Origin of the sequence: Occallatibacter sp. (assembly GCF_036502485.1) — a bacterium.
In the GTDB taxonomy this organism is placed as follows: Bacteria; Acidobacteriota; Terriglobia; order Terriglobales; family Acidobacteriaceae; genus Telmatobacter.
In genome coordinates, this window is sequence record NZ_DASXYM010000173.1 from 31753 (window position 1) to 57125 (window position 25373).

The following is a 25373-nucleotide window of genomic DNA, read 5'->3' on the forward strand; positions in this document are numbered from 1 at the left end:
CCTGACCCTCGCTTCCTTACTCCGCCCGCAGAGCTTCCACCGGGTTCACGCCCGACGCGCGCAGCGCCGGCAGGTAGCTGGCCACTGCCGCCGCCACCGCCAGCACCAGCGGAATCGCCACAAACGTGAGCGGGTCCATTGGACTCACCCCAAACAGCAGCGACGACATCAGCCGCGTCAGCCCCGCCGCCGCCACCAGTCCAATCGCCACTCCAACGCCGGTCACCGTCATGGCAAACCGCATGAACAGCCAGCGCACTTCGCCCTTCTGCGCGCCCAGTGCGAGCCGGATGCCGATCTCCCGCGTCCGCTGCGATACGGCATACGAGATCACGCCGTAGATCCCGATCACCCCCAGCAGCAGCGCCATCGCGCCGGCAATCCCCAGCATCACCAGCGTGAACGATGTCCGCGCCATCGACTGGCTGTAGATCTCCTGCATCGTCCCCGGCAATGCAACCGGCAGGTTTGCGTTCACGCTCCACACGGCCTGCTGCACCTGGTTCAGCAGATTCTCCGTCCCCGCGCGGTCGCTGCGAATCACGTACCGCACCATACGCTCGGTTTCGATCGCAGGCTGCGCGCTGTAAGGATCCTCCAGAAGCGCGCCCCAGTAGATGATTGCGGGAGCTTTCTCGTCCACCCCGTGCACACGGACGTCCTCTACCACGCCAATCACTTCCTGCCACGGCATCTTCGAGAACTGCCGTACCCGCTTGCCCAGCGCGTTCGCTGCCGATCCCCAATTTTCGCGTGCAAAGTTTTCTGACACCATCACCCTCGGCCGCAGGCCGTAAAGCTCGTCCCAGGTGAAGTCGCGCCCTGCCACAATGCGCGTTCCCATCGTCGAGAAGAATCCCGGGGTAACATAGTTAAACATCCGCAGCGGCGGCTCACCGCCCGGATACACTTTCCCCTCTACGCCGATCTCATCCCAATTGGGATCGACTCCTTCCATGGGCGCCGCCACAGCGAAGCCCACCGACCGCACCCCAGGTATTGCCTCAATCTTCTCGGCGATCTGCTGCTCCGTGCGCGTCACCATCTTCGGATCGCTGACCATCGTGTCCGGAATCGCGATCCGCATCGTCTCCAGGTGCTCCGCACCTGTGAACCCCGGCGACACGTTACGCAATTCTGCAAACGTGCGGATCATCAGCGCCGCGCTCACCAGCAGCACCAGCGCCATGGCCACCTGCGCCACCACCAGTGCGTTGCGCGTTCGCTGCCGCGTGCGGCTCACGCTTGCCGTGCGGCCGCCTGTGTTCAGCGCTGCCTTACCCCGTGCATAGCGCCACGCCGGAATCGATCCAAACAGCAGCCCCGCCATTACCGACAATGCCAGCGTGAACACGAGCGATCGTGCGTCCATCGAGATTTCCGCCAGCCGCGGCAGATTGGCAGGCCCGATTGACACCAGCAGCCGCAATCCGCCGTAGGCCAGCCCGATCCCCAGCACCCCGCCGAGCACGCCCAGCAGCACGCTTTCCACCAGCAACTCGCGGGCAATCCGCGCCCGGCCCGCGCCCAGCGCGGCCCTCACTGCCAGCTCCTGCTGCCGTGCCTCCGCGCGCACCAGCAGCAGGTTCGCAACGTTGGTGCACGCAATCAGCATTACCAGCCCCACCGTGGCCATCACCACCCACAGCACGCTGCCCACGTTGCCGATCACCAGGTTCTTCAAGCTCTTGAAGTGCGGCGTGATCTTCCACCGCTCGTAGAAGTGCGGATTCGTCCCCGGCCCGTTCGACCACGAATCCATCCACAAACCCATCAGCCGCGACACATCCGCGTCCGCCTGCTCGATTGTCACTCCCGGCTTGAGCCGCCCCACCCCGCTGTACCCGAACGGCGCCAGCTTCTGGTGCTGCGGATCGAAAGCCAGCGGCAGCAGCACGTCGAAATCCCTGTCGACAATGCGAAAGCCGCGCGGCATCACGCCCACAATCTCGCGCGTGATTCCATCCACCTGAATACTGCGACCAATCACGTTTCGATCGCTGCCAAAACGGCGCTGCCAGTACCCGTAGCCCAAGATCACGGTCTTCGCGCCGTGCGGGTCCTGGTCCGCCTGGCTGAACCAACGCCCCGCAATTGCGGGCACGCTCAGCGCCTCCAGCACACCTCCGCTCACCATCTTGGCGTGCACCTCTTCGGGCTGCGCCAGCCCCGTCACGCTCACTGGCTGCGCGGCCCACACCCCGATCGACTCAAAAGTCTTGTTGTGCCCTGAAAACGTCAGGTACATTGACGGAGACATCTGCAGCCCGCTTTCGAAGTTCGACAGGCCACCCGCACCCGGCGCATCCAGCCACAACGACAACAGCCGGTCAGAATGGGGATACGGCAGCGGCCGCAACAGCACGCTGTTCACTACACTGAATACCGCCGCGTTGGCGCCAATGCCAATCGCCAGCGTGAGCAGCACCGTCACAGCAAACCCCGGCGACTTGCGCATGCGCCGCAGCGCAAACCGCGTATCCCGGGCCAGATTCTCGAGCGCCAGGCTCGCATCCACCGCAGCCACCTTTTCCCGCATCACCGTGGTATTGCCAAAAACCAGCAGCGCCTCGCGCCGCGCCTCTTCCGGCCGCATTCCGCGCGCCACGTTGTCTTCAATCCGCATATCAACGTGCGCCTTCAGTTCTTCAGCGATCTCCGCGTCCATCCGCGGCCTGCGGAACAAATTAGCGATACGGCGTAATGCACTCATCACAACCTCCCCGACCTGCTCTTGCCCCTGCGCCCCTTTGTCCTTGAGGCCCCCTGCTTTTTCTCACGCATAGCGCAAGACCGCCCTCACGCCCTTCACCAGGTCATCGAAGCTTTTCTCCGCGCGATCGAGCTGGCGGCGGCCCTGCGCCGTCAACGTGTAGTACTTCGCCTTGCGCCTGGTCTCCGTCAGCGCCCATTCCGACTGAATCCAGCCGTTCTGCTCCATACGGTGCAGTGCAGGATAGAGCGACCCTTCCTCCACCGTGAGCAACTCATCGGACGCGCGCTGGATGTGCAGCACGATTCCATAGCCATGCAGTGATCCCGTTGCAGCGAGCGTTTTCAAGACCAATAGTTCAAGTGTTCCCTGCAGATCATTGGTGGCCATCGTTTCACCCCTAGGCAGCTCGGTATGGACACAGTAGACCTAGATTGCTAGGGGTGTCAACACCGCGGTCACGCTGCTGCGCGCTGAATGAACTTGCTCCGCCTCATTCGGCTTGTTACACTCGCTGTTCCTTACGGCCAATCCGACCCCGGTCACAGAACGGGAGGGAGTTTCCCATGCCGCACCTGTCAGTGTCGTCCAATTTGGCTTTCCTGGTATCCGTGCCGCTAAGCTTTCACGAAAGTGCATTGTTGGCATTGATTGGCGGAGTGGCCAGTCTGCTGCTGGCTGTCGTGAGCGGCCTGATCGCGTACTTTACCGCGCGGGCGAACTTCAAACGCGAAAAGCAGCGGATCTATGAACAGATAGACGCGCAGAAGCTGGCCGAACAACGCGAGCAGATCAAGGCGCTCAAGCAGAAATACCTCGCGCCTCTGCGGTATTACACCGATATGCTGTCCGGTCGCCTCGACGAATTGGGGGACAAATTGAACTCGCCGGAACAGGGAAAAGTGCTCGGCTGGTTCACGCTGCTCAAAGACCACGTGGCTCGCGATCATACGCGTCCGGATTTCGCCGTGTGGGCCTGCTATGAAGGCGTATTCTCAGTCAGCACCATTTACTACACATGCTGCTACTTTCAGTGCGCCCGAGGCTTTATGGCGCAGGCGCCCTTCCGGGAGATTGTGCCTTCGTTCAGCGTCGAACTGGAAAAGCATCTGGTAAGTGCCGGACGAGCTTTCGTATGGGACCGAGGCGAGAAAGGAATTTGGCTGCCCGTGCAAGAGGTCATCGGAGACACTTTCACCACCGCGCAGGGCTCACGGATGACCTATGCCGAATTGTGCAGGGATCTGGACAGTGAGGATGCGTTTCGTCGAGCTCCCTATCTGCGGCCTCTGGATGTTTATATGCGGGAAATGAACCCGCAAAATGCAGCTTCCATAGGAGCAGTCCTGAAAGAGCTCGTTCATTTCCTTGACACGCAGGCTCCCCAGGCTGGAGGAAAATTAGGAGCGTTGTTCGAGCAGGGGAACTGAAAAACGCCGTTGAGGCCAAAAATCGAAGAACGGGCGCGCGGGTGTGAACGCGCTCCTGCGGCGCTATCTCACCCGCGGTTATCCTCCGCAGTTTTCGTCATCCTCACGACGCGCAGAAACTCGCCGTTGGCGAGAGGAACGGCGATTGGTTCAATTTCAACATAACCTTTGAGCCGGTAGAGAGGAACCCCGGTGAGTGTGGAGCCCATCTCGAAGCGGCTGAAGCCTGCCTGGCGCGCAGCATCTTCGACTGTGGCAAGGATCAGCGAGCCGAGGCCGCGGCGCGCGAAGTCAGGGTGCACAAAAATGGCGCGGACCTTGGCGGCACCGGTGCGCGGGTCGAGGCGGGCAGGCTCGCGCTTTGGACCTGCATCTGCACCGAAGAGAGTCTTGCGCATGGACCAGCCTCCACAGCCGGCGATCCGGACCGGATCGCCTGCGGTTTCGGCGACGAAATAGGTGCGGTCACGGATGAGTTGCGTATCGACCCCGAGTACCGTCCCAAGAGCGCCTTCGATCTGGGCAGGTGTGTAGTCGCCTGCTTGGAGGCCCCGGACCGACGCCTCAATGACGGCGTGCAGTGCCGGGAGGTCATCTTCTGTGGCGGCGCGCAGACGGAAAGTCGGCACGAAGGCTGAGTTCATCGATGCCCGACAATGCGCTCGGCACGGGAATAAGACCCGAGATTAAAGGCATGAGCGTAGCCAAGGTGCACCAGCTTGCGCCGCGCCGTCTGGCTCCGCATACCGCTTTGACAGTGCAGCAATAAAACCTGGTTCTTATCGCGCACCCGGCGGGCGATCAGCGTCTCGAGTTCCTCCAGCGGGATGTGCAGCGCGTAGGGCAGGTGATGCGCCTGGAACTCGGCGTTACTGCGCACGTCCACAATGAGAGCGCCCTTGAGCAGGTGTGCCCGCGCGGCTTTGGAGGAGATCTGCCCCATCCGCTTGAACAGCAGAAATGCGGCAAGAACGCCCACCACGATGAGAACAGTCGTAATGCTCATGGTTGTTGATTTTCCAGAGGCCGCGCCAGTCCCGGCGGGCCCGCGGTGGGAATTCTAACTCTTCCGGGCCGCGCGTGTAATCCCTGAAAACCTGATTGAGCTCCTGGAAAGCAGCTCTCACCCCTCAGCTCTCAGCCTCCCCATCCCGGTAAAAACGGTGGACATTCGCTGACGATTGACGGCTTGCGCAGCCTATGTGTCCGCGTCCTGATCCTTCAGAACTTCGACCAGCGTGGAGTAGAAAGTAGGCGCGGCGCCAATGTCGGTGAGTCGCTCGCTGGTCAGGGCGTTGATATTGACCCTGTCCGGGTGGAGCTTGGCCCAGTCCAGGCGAGCGGCCACAACACCGGCCGGGAGGGCGTCGTTCAGCAGTGCCGTCAGTTTGAGCGAACCCCGGTCGTTGAAGATGCGGACGGCGTCGCCGGCGGCGATCCCGCGGGGCTGCGCGTCCATTGGATGGATCTCGAGCTTCTGGCTGGTGCGGGCTTCCATCTTGCGGTGGCCCGGCAGATTGGCAAAAGTCGAGTTCATGTAGTTGTCGTTCTTGCGGGCGAGAAGCTCGAGCGGATACTGCTCTGCCGCCTCCGACCAGCGGGACTCTGTGGGGGGAACGAAACCAGGCAGACGGTCGAGCCCCATGGAGCCGAGAGTCTCGGAGTACAACTCGATCTTGCCGGAGGGCGTCGGAACTGCTCCCGAGGTGAAGGGCAGGAACGGCCGATTCTCAGGGTCGCCATGGAACGCAAGCGGGAGATGGCCCTTCTGCTGCAACTCGGCCAGCGTGATGTTGTCCATCCCGGCATTCGTGGAATGGCCGGTCTCATCCAGCGCCAAAGCCTGGGCGATCATCTCCTCGGGCGTGTCTTGAAAGCATGGTTCGTCGAAGCCCATGCGCGCGGCGAGTTGACCAAACAGCCACACGTTGGAGCGGGCTTCTCCCAGCGGCGTAATGGCCTGATGCGAGTACTGCACGAAGTAATGACCGTAGGCCCCTTGCGCGTCGGTGTGCTCCAGGAACGTGGTCGCGGGCAGGATGTAGTCGGCGTAGTCCGTCGTATCGGTAAAGAACTGCTCGTGCACGACGCTGAAAAGATCAGTCCGAGCGAGGCCGCGGACCACCGCGTTGTGATTGGGCGCGACGGCGCCAGGATTGGAGTTATAGACGAATAGCGCGTGCACCGCCGGGCCGTCGCTCGCATCGCCGTTTTGGCCCAGTTCGGTGAGAGCCTTGCCGAGAGTGGACATATTCACTACGCGAGCCAGCCGCTTCAGCGGCGACTTCAAAGCGAGGTCGGGCTGCTCGAGCGCCTGTCTGTTCCACTTGAAAGCGCCGGAGGTAGAGAGCTGCGCGCCGCCGCCACAATGATTCCAGGCCCCAGTGAGCGCGGGCAGCATGCAAATGGCGCGGGTGGCGGCGCCGCCATTCTCGCCTCGCTGCACGCCATAGTTCATACGGATGAAAGCAGGGTGGGTGGTGGCGTATTCGCGGGCAAGCTGCTCCACTTCGGCCGCGGTCATGCCGGTCCAGTGGGCCACGCTTTCCGGCGTGTAGTCGCGCACCCGCTCCGCAAGCTGCTCGAAGCCGAGCGTCATGCCTTCGATATAGGCGCGGTCCTCCAGCCCCTCGCGCAGGATGACATGCATCATGCCCAGGGCGAGCGCCACGTCGGTGCCCGGACGGATTGCAATGTGCCAGTCGGCCAGAGCCGCGGTGCGCGTGCGGTACGGATCGATCACAATCAGGCGTGCGCCGTTGCGCCTCGCCTGCTCCACCATGGGCCACAGGTGGATGTTGTTGCCGTGGATATTGCCCGCCCACGCAAGAATCAGTTTGGCGTGCCGCACATCTTCCGTGGCCGTGCCGAGCTTTTGCCCGTAGACGTGGTTCCATGCCTGGCCGCCGGCCTCAGCGCAAATCGTACGGTCAAGCTGGCTGGCGCCCAGCCGATGAAAGAAGCGGCGGTCCATGGAGCCGTAACCAAGCAGGCCCATGTTGCCGGCGTAGCTGTAGGGCAGAATCGACTCCGGGCCGTATCGCTCGGCGATCTGCTGCAGGCGCGCGACGATACCGTCCAGCGCTTCGTCCCAGGATATCCGCTCGAAATTATCGAGCTCTCGTCCACGACTCAGCGGGCCTTTGGGAACTCCGGATTTGCGGCGCAGAGGATAGAAGACCCGGTCCGGGGCGTAGACACGATCAAGATACTTGGCCACTTTACCGCACAGGAATCCGTTGGTGACGGGCTGACTAGGGTCGCCTTCCACCTTGATCGCGCGGCCCTCCTCATTCACCGTAACCAGCACGGCGCAACTGTCCGGGCAGTCGTGCGAGCAGACCGTGTGCACCACGCGAAACGGGGAGGAAGCTGCAGCCGAGGCCATGATTTCATTGTAAGCTTGATCGAAAACTACTTCCTCGGAGGTCCGCCGTGAAGCGGAAACTGATTCTCTTGACGATGCTTATCTGCTGTGGTCGCCTGGCTTGCACCTCCCCAGCCTGGGCGCAATTGGGCGCGCCGGCCGCAGGAGGCGACGAGGCCGCCATCCGCTCCATCATGACGGAGCAGACGGCCGCGTGGAACCGCGGCGACGTGGACGCTTTCATGAAAGCTTACGAGGATTCGCCCGAGACGACTTTCATCGGAACGCAGGTGGGCAAGGGATATCGTCCGATTCTGGAACGCTATAAGAAGGCGTACAGCACCCCCGCGCAGATGGGCACGCTGACGTTTTCTGATATTGACGTGCGGCTGCTGCCTGCAGCCTGCGGCAAAGAAGACGTGGCGCTGGTGACGGGAAAGTTCCACCTGAAACGCACTGAAAAAGGCGAAGCGACCAAGGACGACGGCATCTTCTCGCTGGTGTGGCGCAAGGGGCCGAAGGGGTGGAAAGTCGTTCTGGATCACACGAGCTGAAGGGCGCCGGAGTTAGCGATGCGAGCGGAGTCGGAACTCGGGCTCCCAACAAAAGCGAGCACTTCCGCGACGACCCGCATCCTATTCTTGCGATGGCAGCCAACGAAGTTTCCCGCGGCAGTGCCCCGGCGGGTCCGCACTTCTTTGCGGACCTGTACAGCTTCAACTGGTCTGCATTCATGTTCGAATTGCCGCTGGTGAGTGCCGCCGCGGTAGCCGCATGTCTGTTTACGGGCGTGGCGGTAGGTCACCCCGCGGGCGGCCTGATCGCGGGCGGCGGCGCGTTCACGGTGGGCTTCGGGCCCAATCAGCGCATTGCAGATTCGCGGCTGATTCCCATGATTGCCGCCGTCATTGCAACCTCCGTCGCGACCCTGGCGGGCACCGTGGCCGGGCACCGCGACTATTCGCTGCTGGTTGCCGCGGGCATCTGCGCGGTCGTCTATGGAGTGCTGACTACGCGGCACTCGGGGCTCGCGTGGGTGGGCCAGCAGGCCGGCGTCGCGCTGCTCGTGGCCTCGGCCTTCCCCACCGCAGCGGGTCCGGCGCTGACCCGCGCGGGGCTGGTGGCTGCAGGCGGACTGGTGCAACTGGTGGTCACCTCGGCAGGATTGAAACTGCTGCCTAACCTGCACAGGGACGTGTGGACCGTAGCCTCGTCGCTGCTGGACGCCGTGCGCCAGGAAGACGGGACAGTGCGGCAACTGCTGCACGACATTCCGCTCAGCATTCCGGCGCTCTCCACAAGTGAGGCGGCGGGCTATTCTCTGCGCCTGTTAATCACCATTCTGCTGGCAACTGAGGTCTACCGTCGCCTCGGTATTCAATCCGGCTACTGGATTCCAATGACGGCGCTGCTGGTGCAGAAACCAGCCTGGGCGGAGAGCCTGACCCGCGCGGCGGCTCGCGTACTGGGTACGCTCGCCGGCGCATGGCTAGGCAGTTTGTTCATCGCGCACATCGCGCCGCGTCCAGTCTACCTGGCGGCGATTGCGGCGTGTTTCGCCCTCCTTGCATATGCCACCAATGCGGTGAACTACGCCTTGTTCACCACCGCTCTAACGGGATATATCGTGTTTCTTCTTTCGCTGAATCAGATCCCCGGAATCGAGATTGCGCACCGGCGCGGGTGGTGCACCGCCATCGGAGCTGGTATCGCGGTGCTGATTCACGCCGACGCGTTGTTGCGCCTGCGGCTGTTCCTGATACCGCCGCGTGAGCGTGAGGAAAAGATCGCGTAGACAGAACCCTGCGGCGGACGCGCTCTGCCCCACCCGTGTGCTAGCATCGTGCGGATTCCGGTTGCATGAAAGGTGTTCGCCTGTGCGGTTTCGTTCCGTCCTTTTGCTTTTGCTCTTGGTGCGCGGGATGTGCGTGGCGCAGTCGCCCGACGTTGCGGCGCAGCCGCAGCCCACGCGTGACACGTATCTCAAATTGGCAGGCGAAGTGGAAGATGCTCTGCACAAAGACGTGCTGGGCGTGTGGTTTCCCCGCGCGGTGGACAACGAGCATGGCGGGTTTCATTCGCACTTTGCGCGCGACTGGAAGAAGCTGCCCAGCGATGGCAAGTTCTCAGTGTTTCAGGGGCGCATGACGTGGGTCGCCGCGCAGGCCGCCATGCGCGAGCCGCAGCGAAAGCAGGAGTTCGCGCCCATCGTGCGCCACGGCGTGGAGTTTTTGCGGGACGTGATGTGGGACAAGCAGGACGGCGGCTTCTTCTGGGGACTGGATGACGAAGGAAAGACTACGCCGCAATTCGGCGATCACAAAGAACTCTACGGAATCGGATTCTGCATCTACGGCGCCGCCGCCGCCTACCAGGCCACGCATGACGAGCAGGCGCTGGAACTTGCGAAGAAGGGCTTTTCCTGGATCGATCAGCACGCGCATGACACGAAGAGCGGCGGCTATTTCGAGTGGCTGACGCGCGATGGCACACCGGTGCCCATGCGGATTGTGAATGGCCGTGTGGAGAGCAACGGCATTGGCCCCATCGGCTTCAAGTCCATGAACACGCATATCCACCTGCTCGAGGCCTTTACGCAGCTCTATGCGGTGTGGCCGGATGCGACCATCCGCGCGCGGCTCGAAGAGTTGCTTGCGATTGTGCGCGACAAAATCAGCGGGCCGCCCGGAGTGATGAACCTTTACTTCACCAATGAGTGGCAGGCCATCCCCGATCACGACTCCTATGGGCATGACGTGGAAACCGCGTACCTGATGCTCGAGACCGATGAGGTGCTGCACAAGAAAGCCAGCGAGGCCACTGAGCGTATGGCGAAAATGCTGGTGGATCATGCCCTGGCCTACGGATGGGACGCGAAGAACGGAGGCTTCTTTCACGAGGGCACCACGTTCGGCCAGCCGGAGAATACCAGCAAGGAGTGGTGGGTGGAGTGCGAAGGATTGAATGCCCTGCTCCTCATGCACGAGCGGTACGGGAAAGATGATCCCGTATACTTCGAGCGCTTTCTGGCGCAGTGGGAGTTTATCCGCAATCACACCATCGATGGGCAGAATGGCGGCGACTTCAACCTGACCACAGCGGACGGGAAGCCGTTGACCCAGGACAAAGGGTCTATCTGGAAGGCGGCGTATCACGACGGCCGCGCCTTCTGGAATGTGAGTGAGCGGTTGCGGCGTCTTGCCGCTGAATCCGCGCCACAGCCGGCAGCAACCGCGAAGTGAGTGATTGAGAACTATTGCGCCAGCGTGGCGAAGAACGCATTATTTCCGGTGCGCAGATCGCGGCCGTAGGTGAAAACCGCGCCCACGCCCAACACGGTGAGCTTTACTTCGGCTCCCGTGCTGAACAGCCATTGGTTGGGTGCGAGACCGGTCGCAGGAGCAGCAGCGCGCGCAGCGTCGAAGAGGGGCCCGGCCTTGATGCTGATGAGCCCGTTTGAATAAACACGTCGAATCAGGTCCGAGTTCGCAAGCATGTAGCGCGAGGCAAGTGGAGAGCTGCCCTTGCGACCGCCGCGCGCTCCCAGATCGCCGCGCAGCCACAGATCTGTGTCGCGCTCCACGCCCAGCATCCACAGCTCGTCGAACGGCGGCGTGCCGAACGTCGTCCCTCCGCGAACGCGCTGCTGTACTTCCCAGGCATCGCCGCTTTGCCGTGGGAACCAGCGCAGACGCGCATCGCCCTGCAACTTGCCGTAGATGCGTGCTGGTGTCGACCACAGGCGCGCCACTTCAGAGGTAGCGCCCGTGTGGATCGTGAAGCGGTGCTCCGGCAGGTCAACGGTGTTGTCGTCCATCGACGCAAGCTGCTTGACCTGGAAGCCGCCATTCACCAGTTCGGAATTGAGCCCAGAGACAGAGCCGGCCCCGAACGCCACGTTCGTGAAGCGGCGATGCGAAACTTCGGCGCCCAGCGCCCATTGCGTGCGCCCGCTCTGGAACGAGGCAAAGGTCGCACTACCCGCCTGCTTGGTGAGCCGCAGCGATCCGGCTTCGGAGCCATTCGCCGACAACGGCCGCACGCTCCAGTTCTCCCATCGATTGTCAGCAGACACCCTCCAGCGCCACTGCGGCATACCATGCCACGGCGCGCTCATATCGGCCCAGGCCCGTTGCTTCTCGGCATCCCATCGAAAGAGCGATTCCACATTCAGGCCGCCGTGCCCCGCGTTGTAATAAGCGGGATAGATGGTCTCATAGGGCAGGCCGCCGAAAATGGAGATCAGCGCCTGCCAGCGATTGCTGCCAAAACCGTGCCGCTCGAAAGCGTGAAACTCCGCGTCAAGTTTGCCATCAGGGCGCGCCTGCAGGCCGAGGCTGTAGATCGGATAAATGTCGAGGGCATGCAGCCGCGTCTCGGTTGCGGCAAACTCGTCGCGCCGCAAAACGGCCGCCGGACTGAACGCGAACGCGCGATCGAGAACACGATGTTGGAGCTGCAAATTTTGATCCACCTTCAGGCTCGCAATATACGGCTTGTGCACGCGGTTCCAGTACTTCAACGCCGCGTCAAGATTGCCCATGAGGTAATAGGTGGTGCCCGCAAAGTTCAGCGCGTATTCGTCATGTGAATCGAGCTTCAGCGCGTTGCGCAGCCACGCCGCGGTTTCCGGCAGATGTTTCTGCTGGAAGGAGACACCCGCGAGCTCAACCGGGAATCGCTTGTCCTCAGGACAGTGCCGATGACCTTCGACGAGCGCGGCGTGGGCATCGCTCCAGCGCTGCAGATGCGCAAGGGCCATGCCACGCTCGAACGCCACGTCAGCGGACGCTTCGCCGGATCCTTCCGCGTCCCGCGCCACCGCTTCCCAGTTCTTTTGTAAGTAGAGCTGATGTATCTGCGACCACTTATCTTCAGCCGCACGGCACTGCGACTCCGCACGTATGCAGAGAACGATCGCGAGACCTGCGAGAGCAGTTAGTGCGCGGCGGCAGGAACGGCGAGCAGCAACCAATTGTGTGTAGCCTTCCAGACTTTCTCGAATGAAGTACGTTCCTCGGTAAGCAGCTTGCGTTCGCCGGGATCGTTCATCATCACCAGTCCACGCGCCGTATCAAGACCGTCGAGCACAACATAGTGCAACGCGCGCTGCCCGTCGGGTCGGATGGCGACGATGAGCGGCCGGCCTTTGCGCAGGTGCTGCTCCAGATCATCCCAGGTCCCGTTCAAAGCGAATACGCGAAACCCATGCTGTTCCAGATAGCTCTGCATCGACGACGCGGTAATGCCGTGATCGTGCGGCGAGTAAAGCGCCTCCTGAATGCTGGCGACATCGTGATCGGCCGGCACCGCCGCGGCGCTATTCGCGTGCGCGGCCTGCCCATCCCAGTACTGCATCACCATTGCCAGGGCCGCGGCCCCGCAGCCTTCCTTCGGCTGATGCACAAAGGGAACATCGATGAAGAAAGCAGCCGGCGCCTGCGCGGTCAACATGGCCGCGGCAAGCGCCATTCCTGCATAAACAGCCGGCTTCCGCATCGTCAGTGGATCACGATGATGATGATGATGACGATGATGGCCAGGATGATGATGGTGAACAGCCCAGGTCCTATGAACCCAGCAGCCAGATCGCTCTGCGCCTTGTTAGCTCGTCCTGAGAGATTCGCCAGCTCGTCGTCGCTCAGCGTGGGAATGGCGCTCTTCACCTGTTGCGGATCCACCTTCGCATCGTGCATTGCTTTTTGCGCGGTCGGCGTTTCCAGCAGCTTCTGCAGCGTGTCGATGTTCTGCTGGCGTGCGGCGGAGGAGTTCGCCAGTTGCTGGTCGAGCGCCTGCGAGGACACGACGTGATCCTGATCAGTTGCCTGCGCAGCGACGGTCCTGGGTGCGACGAATGCCAGAAGCAGCGCCACAGGTGCCAGGCCTCCCAGCAACCGCCTGAAGGTGGGGTTTAGTTTCATTGTAAGTGTCTCCAAGTAAGATAGGGCTTCTTGTTCCGAGTGCTAGGATGCCGCCCTCAAACATCGAAGTTGCCCTACCTTGGCAAGAGCGCAATCCTTGAGTGCGTCCCCCCTCTTGTACACTGGTCGCCATGGATTGCCTGTTCTGCAAAATCGCCGCGGGAACAATTCCGTCGAAAGCCGTGCACAGCGACGAGCACTCGTACGCATTCGCCGACATCAATCCCCAGGCGCCGGTGCACTTCCTGGTTGTGCCGCGCGAGCACATCCCCTCCATCGCCCATGCGAGCAGCGAGCATGCCGATGTGCTGGGCCACCTGCTGCTGAAAGCCGCGGAGATTGCACGCACGCAAGGGCTGGAGAACGGATATCGCCTGGTCGTGAACAGCGGTCGCGACGCCGGGCAGACCGTAGATCACCTCCACGTGCATGTGCTGGGCGGCCGACATCTGAGCTGGCCGCCGGGATAAAAGCAGGGAACAGGAATAGGGAACATAGGGGCAGCTCGGAGCTCTGGTGGTAGATTTCGAACAAAGAAGAGCGCACCCGCGAGGATGCGCTCTTGGCTTTTCTACTCCCTGCTCCCTGCCTTCTTACACCGGCTGTGGGACGTATTCTTCTTCTTCTTCCAGGCCGTACCGGCGCAGAAGGTTCGGCAGGCTCTGCGAGAACGCGGAGCGCGGCATCACCGTGTCGCATCCCACTTCCACCGCCTTGGCCTTCAGGTCGCCCTGCAGGTGCGAGAGGAAGCCGACAATCGAGGTGGAGCGCTTGAACTTCGTCTTGAACTTGGGAATCAACGTCATCGGCTTGGCGTTGGCGTTGTTCAGGTCAAAGACGATGAGGCGCGCTCGCTCGTTTTCCGGAGCCTCCAGGATGCGGGCAACCGAGTCTTTCTCGCTTCCCTTGACGAACTCCACCTTTACGCCCAGCTTGCGCGCGGTCTCGTTGATCTTCGCCAGAAAGAACAAGTCTTCAATGAAGCAGAAGATGCGCGTAGGGGAGTCATGGCGGACAGACGCCGCCGCTGTGGGCGACACGTACACGTCTGGATAAAAATTCCCGTTGTTGGGCGAGGGAATGGTGGATCCAGCCATATCAGCCACATTGCCATTTGCCACGCGGTAGCTATGGTCCATGGGACCGACGAACTCGCGCGGACCGCGCTGCTTGGTCTTGCGCTTGTTCTGCGGCGGATGAATGCTGTTTCCGGGGCTTGCCTGGGCCTGCTGAGAGCCGCCCTTCTGGAAGAATTTCTTCTTCTTCCTGCCACCCTGTCCCTGTGGGCGCTGCTGCATCTGCTGCTGCGGCGGTCTGGGAGCGGCGGCCTGGGGCGGCGGCGGCAGCGGCGCCTGCTGGGGCTGGGGCTGGGGCTGCTGGCCCTGCTGCGTTTGGGGAGCACCCGAGTGGCTCGATTTGTTCTTGCGGCGGCGGCGGCGGCGCCGATGCCCCTGGGATTGGCCCTGGCCATTTGCCGGGCCCGGCCCCGATTCAGACTGGGGCTGCGTTGGTTCTGTCGTCATGCGTGCACTTCCTGGCACTGTGCTGTTGGATTGCCTTGCTTTTGCTGCTTCCTTACCGGAATCAGCACTACCCTGTGCGCGTCGGCCTGCTTGCGCAGCGAACTGCGACGCGCCACATTCTCTTCAAGAGGACCCTTCGGTCATCAAACGCTGCAACTTCTGCCCGGCGTCGGCTATGACCCGGTTCGTCACGTCTGTTGCGCTGATGTGCTGACCTATGCGGGGCCTTTCTCTAAAAAATCGCGGCTTACTTATGGGTGACTACGCCTTCGGGCGCACCGGAGTTCTCGTGTTCAGAGCAGCAATCTGCGGATATCGCGGAAAAATCTAAGCGCTCAATCTGACTCGGCCCCCGAGTTTCACAGCCGACGAGTCAGGCGCACAGCCTCTATCCCAGCGCCGCTACTCTCATCCTCTCGTGATGCCGTTCAACGGGGAGATTGCGCCGATCCTGAGCCGTGAATCCAGAACTCCCGGGCGAATTTCCTAGTCTGGTGGCGAGCGCGCTCTCCCCGGAAACGGGGGCTCGCTTCAGCCACTTTCTCGGCAAATCTGATACTACAGTGCCCGGGCTCCAGTGGCAAGTAGCACTTTCGTGTCTTCCCTCACACAAGCTCCGGTGTTCCCGGAACTGCGTCACTGAACTCCCTGGGAAAACTGTCGTATACGACAAACGCCACTCGCAAGGAGCGGCGTTCTCGGTAACGATCGGGGTCACTGGCCTCCCCCGTTATGATTGCGCGGCGGCTTAAGCCTACCGTCTCTTATCGGGCCCCGGCTGGCCACTCTTATCCGCTCTTAGGCGGGGACTCATATCCGGGTGCCGCTGTTTCCTGGGCTGCCGCTTTTCCTGACAGCCTGTACATCACTGGCACCCTCTATATAGCAATCACCGTGCCAATGCTGGCTTTCATTGTTTTCAGCCACTTGTGGCTCACGCGACGCTCTTCATACCGAATTTATAGAGTTCCTGGTAGAAGCTGATACGGAATTTCATAGAATCCGTCGGCCTCGGCCACCCAAAGCCCGGCACGTGCCTTCACTTCTGGCATTTCGGACAGTAGTGCGTGCTCCGGCCGCCAACCACGATGCGGCGAATCGGCGTTTTGCACTCCCGGCAGGGCTCCCCCGTACGCTGATAAACCCTGTGCTCCAGTTGAAAGAAGCCGCGCACCCCTTCGGCATCCACGTAGTCGGATACAGAAGAGCCCCCCAGCCGGATCGCGTCCTGAAGGACGCTCCGCAGCGATTCCCGGAGCCGCTCCAGTTCGGCGCGCGTCATCCGTCCGGCAGCGCGCCGCGGACGAATACCGGCCCGGAACAGGCTCTCGTCGGCATAGATGTTGCCCACACCGGAAAGCAGCGTCTGGTTGAGCAGGGCTGCCTTGATCGCCAGTTTGCGGCCGCGGAAAAGCGCCGCAAAATCCTCGTTGGCGATCGTAAGCGGTTCGGCGCCATGCGCCGTGAATCCCTGGTCGTGCTTCAACTTCCGATATTCCAGCCGTCCGAACCGCCGCGGATCGACGAAGCGGATCTCGCGGCCGCTGACAAGGCGCAGCCGGGCATGCGTGTGTTTCTCCACCATTCCGTCAGGCGTGGTGACGAGCAGACGGCCGGTCATTCCCAGATGCACGATCCATTGCGCATCCGGGGACTGCGCATCGCGCCCCAGTCCATCCGCTCGCGCCTCTTTGCCCGCTCTTCCCCCGCCCCGCGCCGTTCCGGACCTGAGTTCGCACACAATGTGCTTGCCCGTCCGATGAACTTCCAGAATGACGCTGCCCTCCAACCCCTCCGCCTGGATCTGCGGCGCGGTCTTGAAGGTCTGCGGCGCGGAACTGAACCACGCTTCGGCAATGCGATCGCCGCGAACGCGCTCGTTCACGCCTCGCGCGATGGTCTCTACCTCGGGAAGCTCAGGCATGATCCAGATTGTAGAAGAGGAGAATTGCGCCCCGAAATGCGCCCTGCACAAAGAATGACGAAATTTGTCTCAGGCTTGTTCAGGCACCTGGTCGTCGTCTTCCGCGCTAAGCGCCTGCGCGATTCCCCATTTCCTCAGGTACACCAGTCCGGTCCCGAGGCCGATGAGAAAGACGCCCACGGAGCAATCTTCCACCAGCGTGAGCATACGATCTTCCTGCTCCGTCTGGTACACCACGGTCCCGTGAATATTGCGCGGGACCATGCGCATCTCGGCTGGCACAGGCAGACGCGGCAGCGTGTCCAGGTAGTGCGTGGAAACCATGGCCGAAAACAAAAGACCGGCAAGTCCCGGAAGCAGGAAGAATAGCGAAAAAGATCTTAGGAGCCCCAGTTGCCGATGGTTCATGGTGTCCACTCCTGACGTTCAAGGCCTGCTGCGGATGCTGTGCGCAGAGAGAAGCAAACCCGAAGCTTCTGTATGCTTGCCGCCGGAATCGGCTGAAAGCACGCCCCCAGCTGGATTGCTGCTTCTCCCGCCTGATCCTAACTGCGAATACGCCACACAGTTTGATTGGCGGCAATTTCCCTGATCTTTAGTATGTGTCTGCCCGGGTCAATGTTTCAAACGATATAAAGTAACGGCATCGCCTGGCGAGAGGTACTGCGGAAGGATGCTCGCCGGCAAATTCAATCGCGGGCGGTACGGTTACTTGCGTTCTCCGGCCTCGCGGATCCGGCTGGCTTCAAAGCTTACAATCTTCCATTCGCCATGCGGATCGCGCACATACACCCGGGTGAACCGGTAACTGCCAATGATCTTGCCCTCTCCCGAGTCTCCATTCACCTCTGCGCGGGAAGTGACCAGCGCGGTCTGCCCGTAGAACCGCACCTTGCGGTCGGCGAAATCGATGGAATTAAAGTGCAATGATCCGGATCTGAGCTCCTGAAGCGTCTGCTCCTTCGACTGCAGCGTGCCGTTGGCCGTGATGGAGATGTAATCCTCGGCCAGCAGATGATCCATGGCCTGCACGTCCCGCCGCAGAATGGCATCCTTCCAGCTCTGTTCGAGCTGGTCGATTTCATGCCGGCTCTCGTGCCGCTCGGCACGGTCCAGCGCCGGCTTCGCCAGGGCTGCTCCTGTGCTCAGGCACACGAGCGCGGCGATCACCGAAAGCGCCTTTCGGATAGAGAAGCGTACAACTATGTGGGGCATAAGCGTACCGGATAGTAGCCCTGAATTGGCGTGCCGGTCAAACGATTTGCCATGAATTATTTGTAATCTCTCTCATTTGAGAGCGCATGCCTGCCACTTACCCTTTTGGACGCAGCCGCTCCTCATACGAGAGCGATCAGGTCCTCCCGACTGCGTTCGCGCATCTTCTGGTAAAGACAGCCCACCGCATACTTCTTGAAGTGGTCGGAGGCCCGGTGCGCCTCTGCCGCCGCATTGTCCTTGTACTGCTCGTAAATAAGCACCGCGTCGGGGTCGCCCTGCACGCAGTGCGGGATATAGGTGACGCAGCCCGGCTCCTGCCGTGACGCTTCCGCCAGTTTGCGCAGCGCGTCCTGGATCTCGTTCCGGTCTTCTGATTGAAACGTCATTCGAACCGTAAAGGTGACAACCATCTGGGGCAATCCTTCCGCCTGCCGCGTAGTGCCGGACTGGGCCTGTTGTCTGCTTTTACCACACGTTAGCGGTGGATTTCGTCCAGCGCCGCGGCAAACTCGGGCAGAACCATGGTCTGGTCCCGATCCGGGCCCGTGGACACCATGCCAATCTTCGCCCCGCTCTCCCGCTCCTGGAAACGGAGATACTCGCGCGCCGCCGCCGGCAGCTTCTCGAAGTCGGTAATCCCTTCCGTGGAAGAATGCCAGCCCTTCAGATTTGTATAGACAGGCTTGATCCGCTCCAGCCCCAGCACATCGGCGGGAATCTCATCGGTGACCTTGCCGTCAATCTCGTAGCCCACGCAGATGGGGATCTCGGACAGTTCGTCGAGCACGTCCATCTTCGTGATCACCAGCCACTCGGCGCCGTTCACCCGGTTGGAATAGCGCAGCAGCGGGATGTCCAGCCAGCCCACGCGCCGGGGCCGTCCAGTGACCGCGCCATATTCGTTGCCGCGGGCGCGGAGCTGGTCGCCGATAGGCTCGTGAATCTCGGTGGGGAAGGGTCCCTCGCCTACGCGCGTCACATAAGCCTTGGTCACTGCGATCACCGTGCCGATGGCCGTCGGCCCCACGCCGGTGCCGATGCAGGCGCCCCCGGCCGTGGCGCTCGAAGAGGTGACGAAGGGATAGGTTCCATGATCGATATCGAGCATCGTACCCTGCGCGCCCTCAAACATCACGCTGCCGCCGTCGCGCAGAATGTCGTTGAGCAGCCTCGCGGTGTCCGTCACGTACGGTCGAACCTGCTCGGCTGCCGCGGCGTACTCGTCGTAAATCTTTGCCGAGTCCAGCGGATCCGTGCCGAACAGCGCGTGAGCGATGTTGTTCTTCTCCGCGCACGCCGCCTCGATGTGCGTCTTGAGCAGGTCGGGCCGCAGAAGGTCCACAACCCGCAGGCCGCCGCGCGCCATCTTGTCCTCATAGGCCGGCCCAATACCGCGGCTGGTGGTACCAATCTTCTTGCGCCCCGGCGCCGACTCGGCGGCCAGCTCGATCATGCGGTGATAAGGCAGGATGACCTGCGCGCGGTTCGACACCTTGAGCGCGCCATCCACCTCAACGCCCAGTTCCTTCACCCGCGCCACTTCTTTCAGGAACGCAATGGGATCAAGCACCACGCCGTTGCCGATCACGCCCTGGCAGCCCTTCCGCAAGACCCCGCAGGGAATGAGCTGGAGGACGAATTTCTGCCCTCCAATGATGACCGTGTGCCCGGCGTTATGCCCGCCGGCGTAACGTGCCACGGCGCTGAAGCGCTCGCTCAGCACATCCACAATCTTGCCCTTGCCCTCGTCGCCCCATTGGGCGCCCAGCACTACCGCCGTCTTTGCTCGCATCACGTCTCTTCCGTCTTCCCGTTCGGACATTCCAGGACATTCCAGAAAATCGTTCGGACACCCAGGGAATTGTCCCAACACCCCAAGGAATTGTCCAAACACCCCAAGGACTTGTCATCCTGGCGCAGCGAAGGACCCGCTGTTCCCCGCGCCCCGAACACACAAAAAAAGCGCGGCAACTTCAAGCCACGACCCTTGATGATGATAAACCCTCTGAATCCTTGATAAGACCGCGCGCGAAGGCAGTACGACGGTCAGTTCTCAAGAGATTCTTCGTCTTCAGGCGCACCCTCAATGGATTGCCCCTCGATGAGAGGTGTTGGCTCGTCCCTTGAGGTGGACGGCGCGGAATCAGGCAAAAGATCCGTCAGGGCCCCCAAGAACTGAACCCGCCATTCCCTCGGAAACGCCAGATCTGTCGCGCAGCACTTGTGAAATCAGGTGCAAAACTCATGCGCCTGTGACGTGTCAGGCGTGACATAGCGTTAGGACTTTTTTGACACTTCACTCTTCTGTAAACGCAGCGGAACGGAATCATCGGTTAACCAAGTCCGTTGTCTAAACGTTGTCTCAGTAGAACCGCTGAACGAGGTGTCCCAATGGCATACAAACGCAGTTTTCCCTGGCTCTCCTGTTTCCTGGCTCTCCCGCTGGCCGTCGCCGGCGCTCAGGCTCCCAGCCCCGCCCCCCGGCACCCCGCCGCACAGCAGCCCCCCGCCGCGCAGGCCCCGCAGCAGCCCGCAAATCCCGAGCTGAGCAAGAAAGAAATAGCCGCCACCCAGCGGCAGCTTATCGAGCTGCTGCGACTGAGCCCCACCCTCACCACCGTCATCTCCCACGATCCGTCCCTGTTGTCCGACCAGAGCTACGTGAGCCGCAACAATCCCCAGCTGGCCGATTTCCTCACCTCGCATCCTGAGGTCGCGCGCAATCCCGACTTCTACCTCTTCACCCACATGGACCCGCAGGACGGCTCGCCCGATGAGGCGCTCTCCCGCGAGGTGTGGCCCGACGTGTACCGCGTGAACCGCCACACCGGCTTCGACTCGTTCATCGGCGATGCCCTGGGTCCGCTGCTGGCCTTCGGGTGCTTCCTGGCCGCCGCCGTCTGGGGCGCGCGCGTGTTCATCGAGAGCCGCCGCTGGAGCCGCATCTTCAAGCTGCAGTCAGACGTCCATGGCCGCCTCATCGACAAGTTCTCCTCCAGCCAGGAGCTCGCCGCGTACATGGAGACGGACGCCGGACGCCGCTTCCTCGAAGCGGCGCCCATCCCGCTCCATGCCGAAAATGCCCAGCGCATGCCCAATGCCGTGGCGCGCGTACTCACACCCATCCAGATCGGCGTGGTGCTGGTGCTGCTGGGCGCGGGATTCCTCCTGCTGCGCAACACCGGTGCCGATTACCAGGCCCCCATGCGGGTCCTGGGCGTGTTGACCCTCATGCCCGGAGTCGGCTTCATCATCTCCGCAGGCATCACCTGGGTGCTGGCCGGGCGGCTGGGCTTGATGCCGCCCGCAGGGCACGCGCAAACGTTCGACACGCCTCTGGACCGCTAGTGCTCCGGAGAGCGTACAGTGAGGAAGCACAGACCCATGCCGCTCGAAAACACCATTCCGCAGCCGATCGCAGGAGCCCGGGTTTCAGAAGTGAGACCTGGGGCTCCCTCGTGGGCGGACATGGATAGCGATGCCTTCGCAGGATTCTATGAGCGCTCCGCACGGCCCCTGTGGGCCTACCTCGCCCGCGTCTCCGGCGATCCGGCGCTGGCTGACGACCTGCTGCAGGAGAGCTACATCCGCTTTCTGGCCGCGGACGCCCCGCGCACCGATGTAGATGGTGAGGTGGCCGCACGTCGCTACCTGTTCCGCATCGCAACCAACCTCATGCGCGATCACTGGCGTCGTCCCAAAACAACCGCCATCGACGATCTCTCTGAAGAGCACTTTCGCGCCCCCGATACCTCAGAGGCCGCGGACACCCGCGCGCTGCTCGGCCCGGCGCTGCTGCTTCTCAAACCACGCGAGCGGCAGCTACTCTGGCTCGCCTATGCGGAGGGCTACTCCCACCGTGAAATCGCTGCCATCACCGGGCTGGCCTCGGCGAGCGTCCGCCTCCTCCTGTTCCGGGCGCGGCGCCGGGCCGCCCATCTCATCCAGTCCGGTCCAAACCAGTCCGGTCCAAACCATGCAGGTCCCAACAGCGGAGGCGCGCGATGAGTTTCGGCACGTGCACTCGCGAAAGGGAACTGGCCGATGCCTTGCGCGCCGGCCACTGGCCCCATGCCGCGGCCCAAGAACTCCGCGCCCATGTGACTGCCTGCAATGCCTGCTCGCAGCGCGTACTGCTGGCGCAGGCCTTCCGGCGTGAACGGGCCATGGCATCGTCAGAACCTCGCCTGGAGTCACCGGGCGTGCTGTGGTGGCGCGCCCAGCTTCGCCGCCGCAATGCAGCCATCCAGCGCATCAGCCGCCCTCTCCTCGGCGCGCAGGTGTTTGCCGTTGCCGTGGCGCTGGTGGCGGCGGTCGCGTTCCTCATCTCCCAGGTGCGCAACAGTGCCGGCTGGTTTGCCTGGATCGCCGACGCGCCCCGCGCCCTCCACCTCGAAGCCCTGGTTCCCGAGTCCCTGCAAAACGCGACCGGCGCAGCCCTGCTGGTAGGCTGCCTGCTGGCCGTGGTCGCCATCGCCGGCGGCTTCGCCGCCTTCGCGTCGTCTGACAAACACTGAGCGGCGCGGCGGCTGAATCCGGGAATCCTCCCCGCCTCCTTGCAATCCAATTAGGGCAGCCATTCCCCTTTTGTGGAGCTCCCCGCATGACCCTGACCGCCCAGGAAGTTGAACAACTCAAGCACGCTCCGGCTGTTCCGCGCGTGTTGCCCGTCGTCTTGGAGCGCTGGAGCCCGCGCTCCTTCGATGCCTCCCGCAATGTAAGCTCCGAAGACCTGCGCATCTTGTTCGAGGCGGCGCGCTGGGCGGCCTCGTCCAGCAATGAGCAGCCCTGGCGCTGGATCGTGGGCCTCCGCGGCCCCGAATCGGGCCCTGAAGCGCACCCGGAAACGCAGCCCGAACCGCATCACGACGCCTACAACAAAATCTTCCAGTCACTGGGCGAGTGGAACCAGGCCTGGGCCGGCTCGGCGCCCGTGCTGGTCCTGGGCCTCGCGAAAGCCAGCTTCTCCAAGGATGGCAGCGCCAACCAGTACGCCATGCACGACCTGGGCGCGGCCGACGCGACGCTCTGCTATCAGGCCACGGCGCTGGGCCTGCACAGCCACCAGATGGCCGGGTTCGATCACGCCCTGGCGCGCCGGCTGTTCAATATTCCCGAGGACTACCACCTCGGTTCAGTCAACGCAATCGGCTACCTGGGCGAGCCCGCGGCCTTGAAGGTCGAGTACCAGCGCAACCTTGAAACGGTACCGCGCACCCGCAAGCCGCTCGCGGAGATCGTCTTCTCCGGGTGGGAGCAGCCGCTCGACCTGATCTGACCACGCCCGTCCTGTTTCGATCCATCAGGAGAGATTGGCCATCCGCGGATCAAGCATCGGCTCTCCCGCCAGCCCCGCCCTTCGCGATAAAGTGAAGCCAGAGGCCGCCCCGCGATTCCGTGCAATCCACTCCCAGACAGCTCCGCCAACAAACCCCCATGAAGCGCCCGCGACGCTCCTCCACCGCGCACGTGCGCGCCGTCTCGCGGTCCCGCAGCCGCCTCAAGCCGCGCACCCGGATCATCCTCGCCGTTCTCGCAACGGGTGTGGCGTTGCTCCTCTGGGCAATCCTGGCCCGCGTCTTCGCCCCCCAGGGAAACACCACAGCCAGCCGCTTTGACGCCATCATCATCCTGGGTGCCCACGTGGACCCCGACGGCACCCCCACTCCCGCCCTCGTTTCGCGCATCACTGAAGGCGTGCACGAGTACGATCGTGGCGTGGCTGGGCACGTCATCGTCTCGGGCGGCCCAAATGGTCGCTACATCCAGGCCGCGGTCATGGCCCGTCTTCTTGAGGCGCAGGGCGTTCCCTCGTCCGCCATCGTTCTCGAACCCAAATCCGAAAACACCATCGAAAACGCCTGCTTTTCCGTGCGGATCATGAAGCAGTATGGATGGAAAACAGCCGAGGTAGTGACCAGCACAAGCCATTTGCCCCGGTCGAAGTTGATCTTCAGCCGCACACCCATCCTCTGGCATGGCCATGCCGCTCCCTCGCTCGCCGCCCCCGGAGAGGATTCGGAATGGGATGACACCGTCAGCGAGATTCTGCACACCGGCTACTACCTGCTCTACTCCCAGTGGGCTGAGCGCTGCTCACCCTGAGTTCCCAAAATCGTCCCACCCCTGTACCAACCGACTACCGAAAAGGCCATCGGCCGCGTTGTCCGGCCTTGGCACGGTCCTGTAATCTTGAAAACGATGCGTTTCCCAGCAAGTTTTACCGCCTCTTTGGCTGTTGCCGCGCTCGTCGTGTGCGCCGGTGTTCGTGTTTCTGCACAAGAATCGTCCAGCCAGTCCCAGGTGCCGCCACCCGCGGACACCACCCCCCAGCCCGCCTACATCGCCATCGACCCGCTCGCCGGGGTCCGCTACGACAACAAATGGGAGATGTCCGTGGAGTTGGCCTACCGCCACATCAAGGCCGGCCCCAACCTGCTGCAGGGCGCCAACCTGGGCGGCCCCACATTCAACGCCTCGTATCGCCTGGCCCGGCGCTGGCGGCTTGAAGGCACATTCCGTCCCTCCCTGGGCACCAGCGGCGCCGCACCCAACGCGGCTGGCATTCAGGGGCCGTTCATCGCCGAGTACATGTTCGCCGCCGGGCCGGAATGGCTCGGCCCCCACAATAAACACGGCGCTATCACCGCGCACGTGCTTGCCGGCGGAACCTACGGCGACTTCGAGCATGACCTCGGCGCTTATCACGCTACCGCCGAGACAGTCGGGTTCTACAACAACCAGATCGCCTTTGCCACCATCATGGGCGGCCACTTCGATCTCAACCGCTCGGCGCGCTGGGTCATTCGCATGTCGCCCGATGCGGTGTGGACCCACTACGGCATCAACTACGGAACCAAGGCAAAACAGTGGGATGTGAACGCCGCGTTCTCCGTAGGCGTCGAGTACAGGTTCCTGCCAAAAACCAAAAAATAGGTTGGCCGACAGGGCAGCCTCTGCAAATCGAAGGGCCGGAGCGGATGCTCCGGCCCTTCAAGTATTCTGGCCGGCGAACCGTTTCGAAAAGTGGCAGAACCTCGGTCCCGTTGAGGCGCAAGCGGATTTCACAACAGACGCATCTCACCTTCGGGGAGCCGTCGCAGCCGGCAGGCGGAGGAATGCGGATGACAACAAACCTATTCGCTCGATAGACTTTCCCGTTCATCCGGGTGTGATATTCTTCGCCATCCGGGGTTCCTCCGCGGGAACCATGCACGATCCCGCCCGGCGTCCCGGATTGCGCAACACCCGGCGACCGAGCAGCGCTTGGATCTTGA

Annotated in this window: 25 protein-coding genes; 11 read left to right on the top strand and 14 right to left on the bottom strand. The window is 62.4% G+C overall.

Annotated elements, in window-relative coordinates:
* Window positions 1-16: 16 nt before the first annotated feature.
* A complete protein-coding gene (locus VGL22_RS21020; protein ID WP_465268926.1) occupies window positions 17-2713 on the bottom strand; it encodes an ADOP family duplicated permease in 2697 nt (898 codons plus the stop codon).
* A gap of 63 nt (window positions 2714-2776) precedes the next feature.
* Complete coding sequence (locus tag VGL22_RS21025) at window positions 2777-3103, bottom strand: PadR family transcriptional regulator (protein ID WP_465268927.1); 327 nt, start codon at window positions 3101-3103, stop codon at window positions 2777-2779.
* Window positions 3104-3279: 176 nt separating this feature from the next.
* On the opposite strand from VGL22_RS21025, the gene VGL22_RS21030 reads away from it, so the two are divergent.
* Window positions 3280-4143 (top strand): hypothetical protein, encoded by an 864-nt coding sequence (locus VGL22_RS21030; protein WP_465268928.1) that lies wholly within the window; start codon window positions 3280-3282, stop codon window positions 4141-4143.
* Window positions 4144-4211: 68 nt separating this feature from the next.
* Here VGL22_RS21030 and VGL22_RS21035 read toward each other — a convergent pair whose 3' ends face one another.
* From VGL22_RS21035 to VGL22_RS21045, 3 genes are all read right to left on the bottom strand, one after another.
* On the bottom strand, window positions 4212-4772 hold the full coding sequence (locus VGL22_RS21035) for a GNAT family N-acetyltransferase (protein WP_465268929.1): 561 nt from the start codon (window positions 4770-4772) through the stop codon (window positions 4212-4214).
* Window positions 4773-4783: 11 nt separating this feature from the next.
* Window positions 4784-5149, bottom strand: a complete 366-nt coding sequence (locus tag VGL22_RS21040; RefSeq protein ID WP_465268930.1) for a rhodanese-like domain-containing protein — start codon at window positions 5147-5149, stop codon at window positions 4784-4786.
* Window positions 5150-5341: 192 nt separating this feature from the next.
* Complete coding sequence (locus VGL22_RS21045) at window positions 5342-7531, bottom strand: molybdopterin-containing oxidoreductase family protein (protein WP_465268931.1); 2190 nt, start codon at window positions 7529-7531, stop codon at window positions 5342-5344.
* A 47-nt stretch (window positions 7532-7578) separates the two neighbouring features.
* Between VGL22_RS21045 and VGL22_RS21050 the strand changes: the two genes are divergently transcribed.
* From VGL22_RS21050 to VGL22_RS21060, 3 genes are all read left to right on the top strand, one after another.
* Window positions 7579-8064 (top strand): YybH family protein, encoded by a 486-nt coding sequence (locus VGL22_RS21050; protein WP_465268932.1) that lies wholly within the window; start codon window positions 7579-7581, stop codon window positions 8062-8064.
* Complete coding sequence (locus VGL22_RS21055) at window positions 8034-9305, top strand: FUSC family protein (protein WP_465268933.1); 1272 nt, start codon at window positions 8034-8036, stop codon at window positions 9303-9305. The genes VGL22_RS21050 and VGL22_RS21055 overlap by 31 nt, the downstream gene beginning before the upstream one ends.
* A gap of 82 nt (window positions 9306-9387) precedes the next feature.
* Window positions 9388-10752: an AGE family epimerase/isomerase gene (locus VGL22_RS21060; RefSeq protein WP_465268934.1), complete on the top strand. Its 1365-nt coding sequence runs from the start codon at window positions 9388-9390 to the stop codon at window positions 10750-10752.
* Between the two features lie 11 nt (window positions 10753-10763).
* Here the strand turns inward: VGL22_RS21060 and VGL22_RS21065 are convergent, their stop codons facing one another.
* From VGL22_RS21065 to VGL22_RS21075, 3 genes are all read right to left on the bottom strand, one after another.
* Complete coding sequence (locus tag VGL22_RS21065) at window positions 10764-12272, bottom strand: hypothetical protein (protein ID WP_465268935.1); 1509 nt, start codon at window positions 12270-12272, stop codon at window positions 10764-10766.
* 176 nt (window positions 12273-12448) lie between these two features.
* Window positions 12449-12982, bottom strand: a complete 534-nt coding sequence (locus tag VGL22_RS21070; RefSeq protein WP_465268936.1) for a C39 family peptidase — start codon at window positions 12980-12982, stop codon at window positions 12449-12451.
* A gap of 29 nt (window positions 12983-13011) precedes the next feature.
* Window positions 13012-13431: a PA2779 family protein gene (locus tag VGL22_RS21075; protein WP_465268937.1), complete on the bottom strand. Its 420-nt coding sequence runs from the start codon at window positions 13429-13431 to the stop codon at window positions 13012-13014.
* Between the two features lie 101 nt (window positions 13432-13532).
* On the opposite strand from VGL22_RS21075, the gene VGL22_RS21080 reads away from it, so the two are divergent.
* Complete coding sequence (locus VGL22_RS21080) at window positions 13533-13901, top strand: histidine triad nucleotide-binding protein (protein ID WP_465268938.1); 369 nt, start codon at window positions 13533-13535, stop codon at window positions 13899-13901.
* A gap of 123 nt (window positions 13902-14024) precedes the next feature.
* On the opposite strand, the gene VGL22_RS21085 is transcribed toward VGL22_RS21080, so the two are convergent.
* From VGL22_RS21085 to VGL22_RS21110, 6 genes are all read right to left on the bottom strand, one after another.
* Window positions 14025-14954, bottom strand: coding sequence for a response regulator (locus VGL22_RS21085; RefSeq protein WP_465268939.1), 930 nt, complete (start codon window positions 14952-14954; stop codon window positions 14025-14027).
* A 1039-nt stretch (window positions 14955-15993) separates the two neighbouring features.
* Window positions 15994-16878 (bottom strand): bifunctional DNA-formamidopyrimidine glycosylase/DNA-(apurinic or apyrimidinic site) lyase, encoded by an 885-nt coding sequence (mutM, locus tag VGL22_RS21090; protein ID WP_465268940.1) that lies wholly within the window; start codon window positions 16876-16878, stop codon window positions 15994-15996.
* A gap of 69 nt (window positions 16879-16947) precedes the next feature.
* Complete coding sequence (locus tag VGL22_RS21095; RefSeq protein WP_465268941.1) at window positions 16948-17286, bottom strand: hypothetical protein; 339 nt, start codon at window positions 17284-17286, stop codon at window positions 16948-16950.
* Between the two features lie 300 nt (window positions 17287-17586).
* Window positions 17587-18093 (bottom strand): nuclear transport factor 2 family protein, encoded by a 507-nt coding sequence (locus VGL22_RS21100; protein ID WP_465268942.1) that lies wholly within the window; start codon window positions 18091-18093, stop codon window positions 17587-17589.
* A gap of 122 nt (window positions 18094-18215) precedes the next feature.
* A complete protein-coding gene (locus VGL22_RS21105; protein ID WP_465268943.1) occupies window positions 18216-18506 on the bottom strand; it encodes a putative quinol monooxygenase in 291 nt (96 codons plus the stop codon).
* A 65-nt stretch (window positions 18507-18571) separates the two neighbouring features.
* On the bottom strand, window positions 18572-19888 hold the full coding sequence (locus VGL22_RS21110) for an adenylosuccinate synthase (protein ID WP_465268944.1): 1317 nt from the start codon (window positions 19886-19888) through the stop codon (window positions 18572-18574).
* A 599-nt stretch (window positions 19889-20487) separates the two neighbouring features.
* Between VGL22_RS21110 and VGL22_RS21115 the strand changes: the two genes are divergently transcribed.
* The 6 genes from VGL22_RS21115 (at window position 20488) to VGL22_RS21140 (ending at window position 25032) form a co-directional block, all read left to right on the top strand.
* A complete protein-coding gene (locus VGL22_RS21115) occupies window positions 20488-21444 on the top strand; it encodes a hypothetical protein (protein WP_465268945.1) in 957 nt (318 codons plus the stop codon).
* An 18-nt stretch (window positions 21445-21462) separates the two neighbouring features.
* Window positions 21463-22104 carry an RNA polymerase sigma factor gene (locus tag VGL22_RS21120; RefSeq protein WP_465268946.1) on the top strand — a complete coding sequence of 214 codons (642 nt, stop codon included), beginning with the start codon at window positions 21463-21465 and terminating at the stop codon, window positions 22102-22104.
* Complete coding sequence (locus VGL22_RS21125) at window positions 22101-22613, top strand: hypothetical protein (RefSeq protein WP_465268947.1); 513 nt, start codon at window positions 22101-22103, stop codon at window positions 22611-22613. Before VGL22_RS21120 ends, VGL22_RS21125 begins: the two co-directional genes overlap by 4 nt.
* Before the next feature lie 86 nt (window positions 22614-22699).
* Window positions 22700-23374 (top strand): nitroreductase family protein, encoded by a 675-nt coding sequence (locus VGL22_RS21130; protein WP_465268948.1) that lies wholly within the window; start codon window positions 22700-22702, stop codon window positions 23372-23374.
* Between the two features lie 158 nt (window positions 23375-23532).
* A complete protein-coding gene (locus tag VGL22_RS21135) occupies window positions 23533-24201 on the top strand; it encodes a YdcF family protein (RefSeq protein WP_465268949.1) in 669 nt (222 codons plus the stop codon).
* Window positions 24202-24297: 96 nt separating this feature from the next.
* A complete protein-coding gene (locus VGL22_RS21140) occupies window positions 24298-25032 on the top strand; it encodes a hypothetical protein (RefSeq protein WP_465268950.1) in 735 nt (244 codons plus the stop codon).
* Window positions 25033-25373: the final 341 nt, after the last annotated feature.

Excerpts from the sequence above, each read along its gene's own strand:
- VGL22_RS21135 (WP_465268949.1), top strand. The coding sequence starts at position 23,533 with ATGAAGCGCCCGCGACGCTCCTCCACCGCGCACGTGCGCGCCGTCTCG.
- VGL22_RS21075 (WP_465268937.1), bottom strand. The coding sequence starts at position 13,431 with ATGAAACTAAACCCCACCTTCAGGCGGTTGCTGGGAGGCCTGGCACCT.
- VGL22_RS21025 (WP_465268927.1), bottom strand. The coding sequence starts at position 3,103 with ATGGCCACCAATGATCTGCAGGGAACACTTGAACTATTGGTCTTGAAA.
- VGL22_RS21065 (WP_465268935.1), bottom strand. The coding sequence starts at position 12,272 with ATGGCCCTTGCGCATCTGCAGCGCTGGAGCGATGCCCACGCCGCGCTC.
- VGL22_RS21110 (WP_465268944.1), bottom strand. The coding sequence starts at position 19,888 with ATGCGAGCAAAGACGGCGGTAGTGCTGGGCGCCCAATGGGGCGACGAG.
- VGL22_RS21040 (WP_465268930.1), bottom strand. The coding sequence starts at position 5,149 with ATGAGCATTACGACTGTTCTCATCGTGGTGGGCGTTCTTGCCGCATTT.
- VGL22_RS21100 (WP_465268942.1), bottom strand. The coding sequence starts at position 18,093 with ATGCCCCACATAGTTGTACGCTTCTCTATCCGAAAGGCGCTTTCGGTG.
- VGL22_RS21130 (WP_465268948.1), top strand. The coding sequence starts at position 22,700 with ATGACCCTGACCGCCCAGGAAGTTGAACAACTCAAGCACGCTCCGGCT.
- VGL22_RS21115 (WP_465268945.1), top strand. The coding sequence starts at position 20,488 with ATGGCATACAAACGCAGTTTTCCCTGGCTCTCCTGTTTCCTGGCTCTC.
- VGL22_RS21085 (WP_465268939.1), bottom strand. The coding sequence starts at position 14,954 with ATGACGACAGAACCAACGCAGCCCCAGTCTGAATCGGGGCCGGGCCCG.
- VGL22_RS21125 (WP_465268947.1), top strand. The coding sequence starts at position 22,101 with ATGAGTTTCGGCACGTGCACTCGCGAAAGGGAACTGGCCGATGCCTTG.
- VGL22_RS21095 (WP_465268941.1), bottom strand. The coding sequence starts at position 17,286 with ATGAACCATCGGCAACTGGGGCTCCTAAGATCTTTTTCGCTATTCTTC.
- VGL22_RS21045 (WP_465268931.1), bottom strand. The coding sequence starts at position 7,531 with ATGGCCTCGGCTGCAGCTTCCTCCCCGTTTCGCGTGGTGCACACGGTC.
- VGL22_RS21105 (WP_465268943.1), bottom strand. The coding sequence starts at position 18,506 with ATGGTTGTCACCTTTACGGTTCGAATGACGTTTCAATCAGAAGACCGG.
- VGL22_RS21030 (WP_465268928.1), top strand. The coding sequence starts at position 3,280 with ATGCCGCACCTGTCAGTGTCGTCCAATTTGGCTTTCCTGGTATCCGTG.
- mutM (WP_465268940.1), bottom strand. The coding sequence starts at position 16,878 with ATGCCTGAGCTTCCCGAGGTAGAGACCATCGCGCGAGGCGTGAACGAG.
- VGL22_RS21140 (WP_465268950.1), top strand. The coding sequence starts at position 24,298 with ATGCGTTTCCCAGCAAGTTTTACCGCCTCTTTGGCTGTTGCCGCGCTC.
- VGL22_RS21070 (WP_465268936.1), bottom strand. The coding sequence starts at position 12,982 with ATGGCGCTTGCCGCGGCCATGTTGACCGCGCAGGCGCCGGCTGCTTTC.
- VGL22_RS21020 (WP_465268926.1), bottom strand. The coding sequence starts at position 2,713 with ATGAGTGCATTACGCCGTATCGCTAATTTGTTCCGCAGGCCGCGGATG.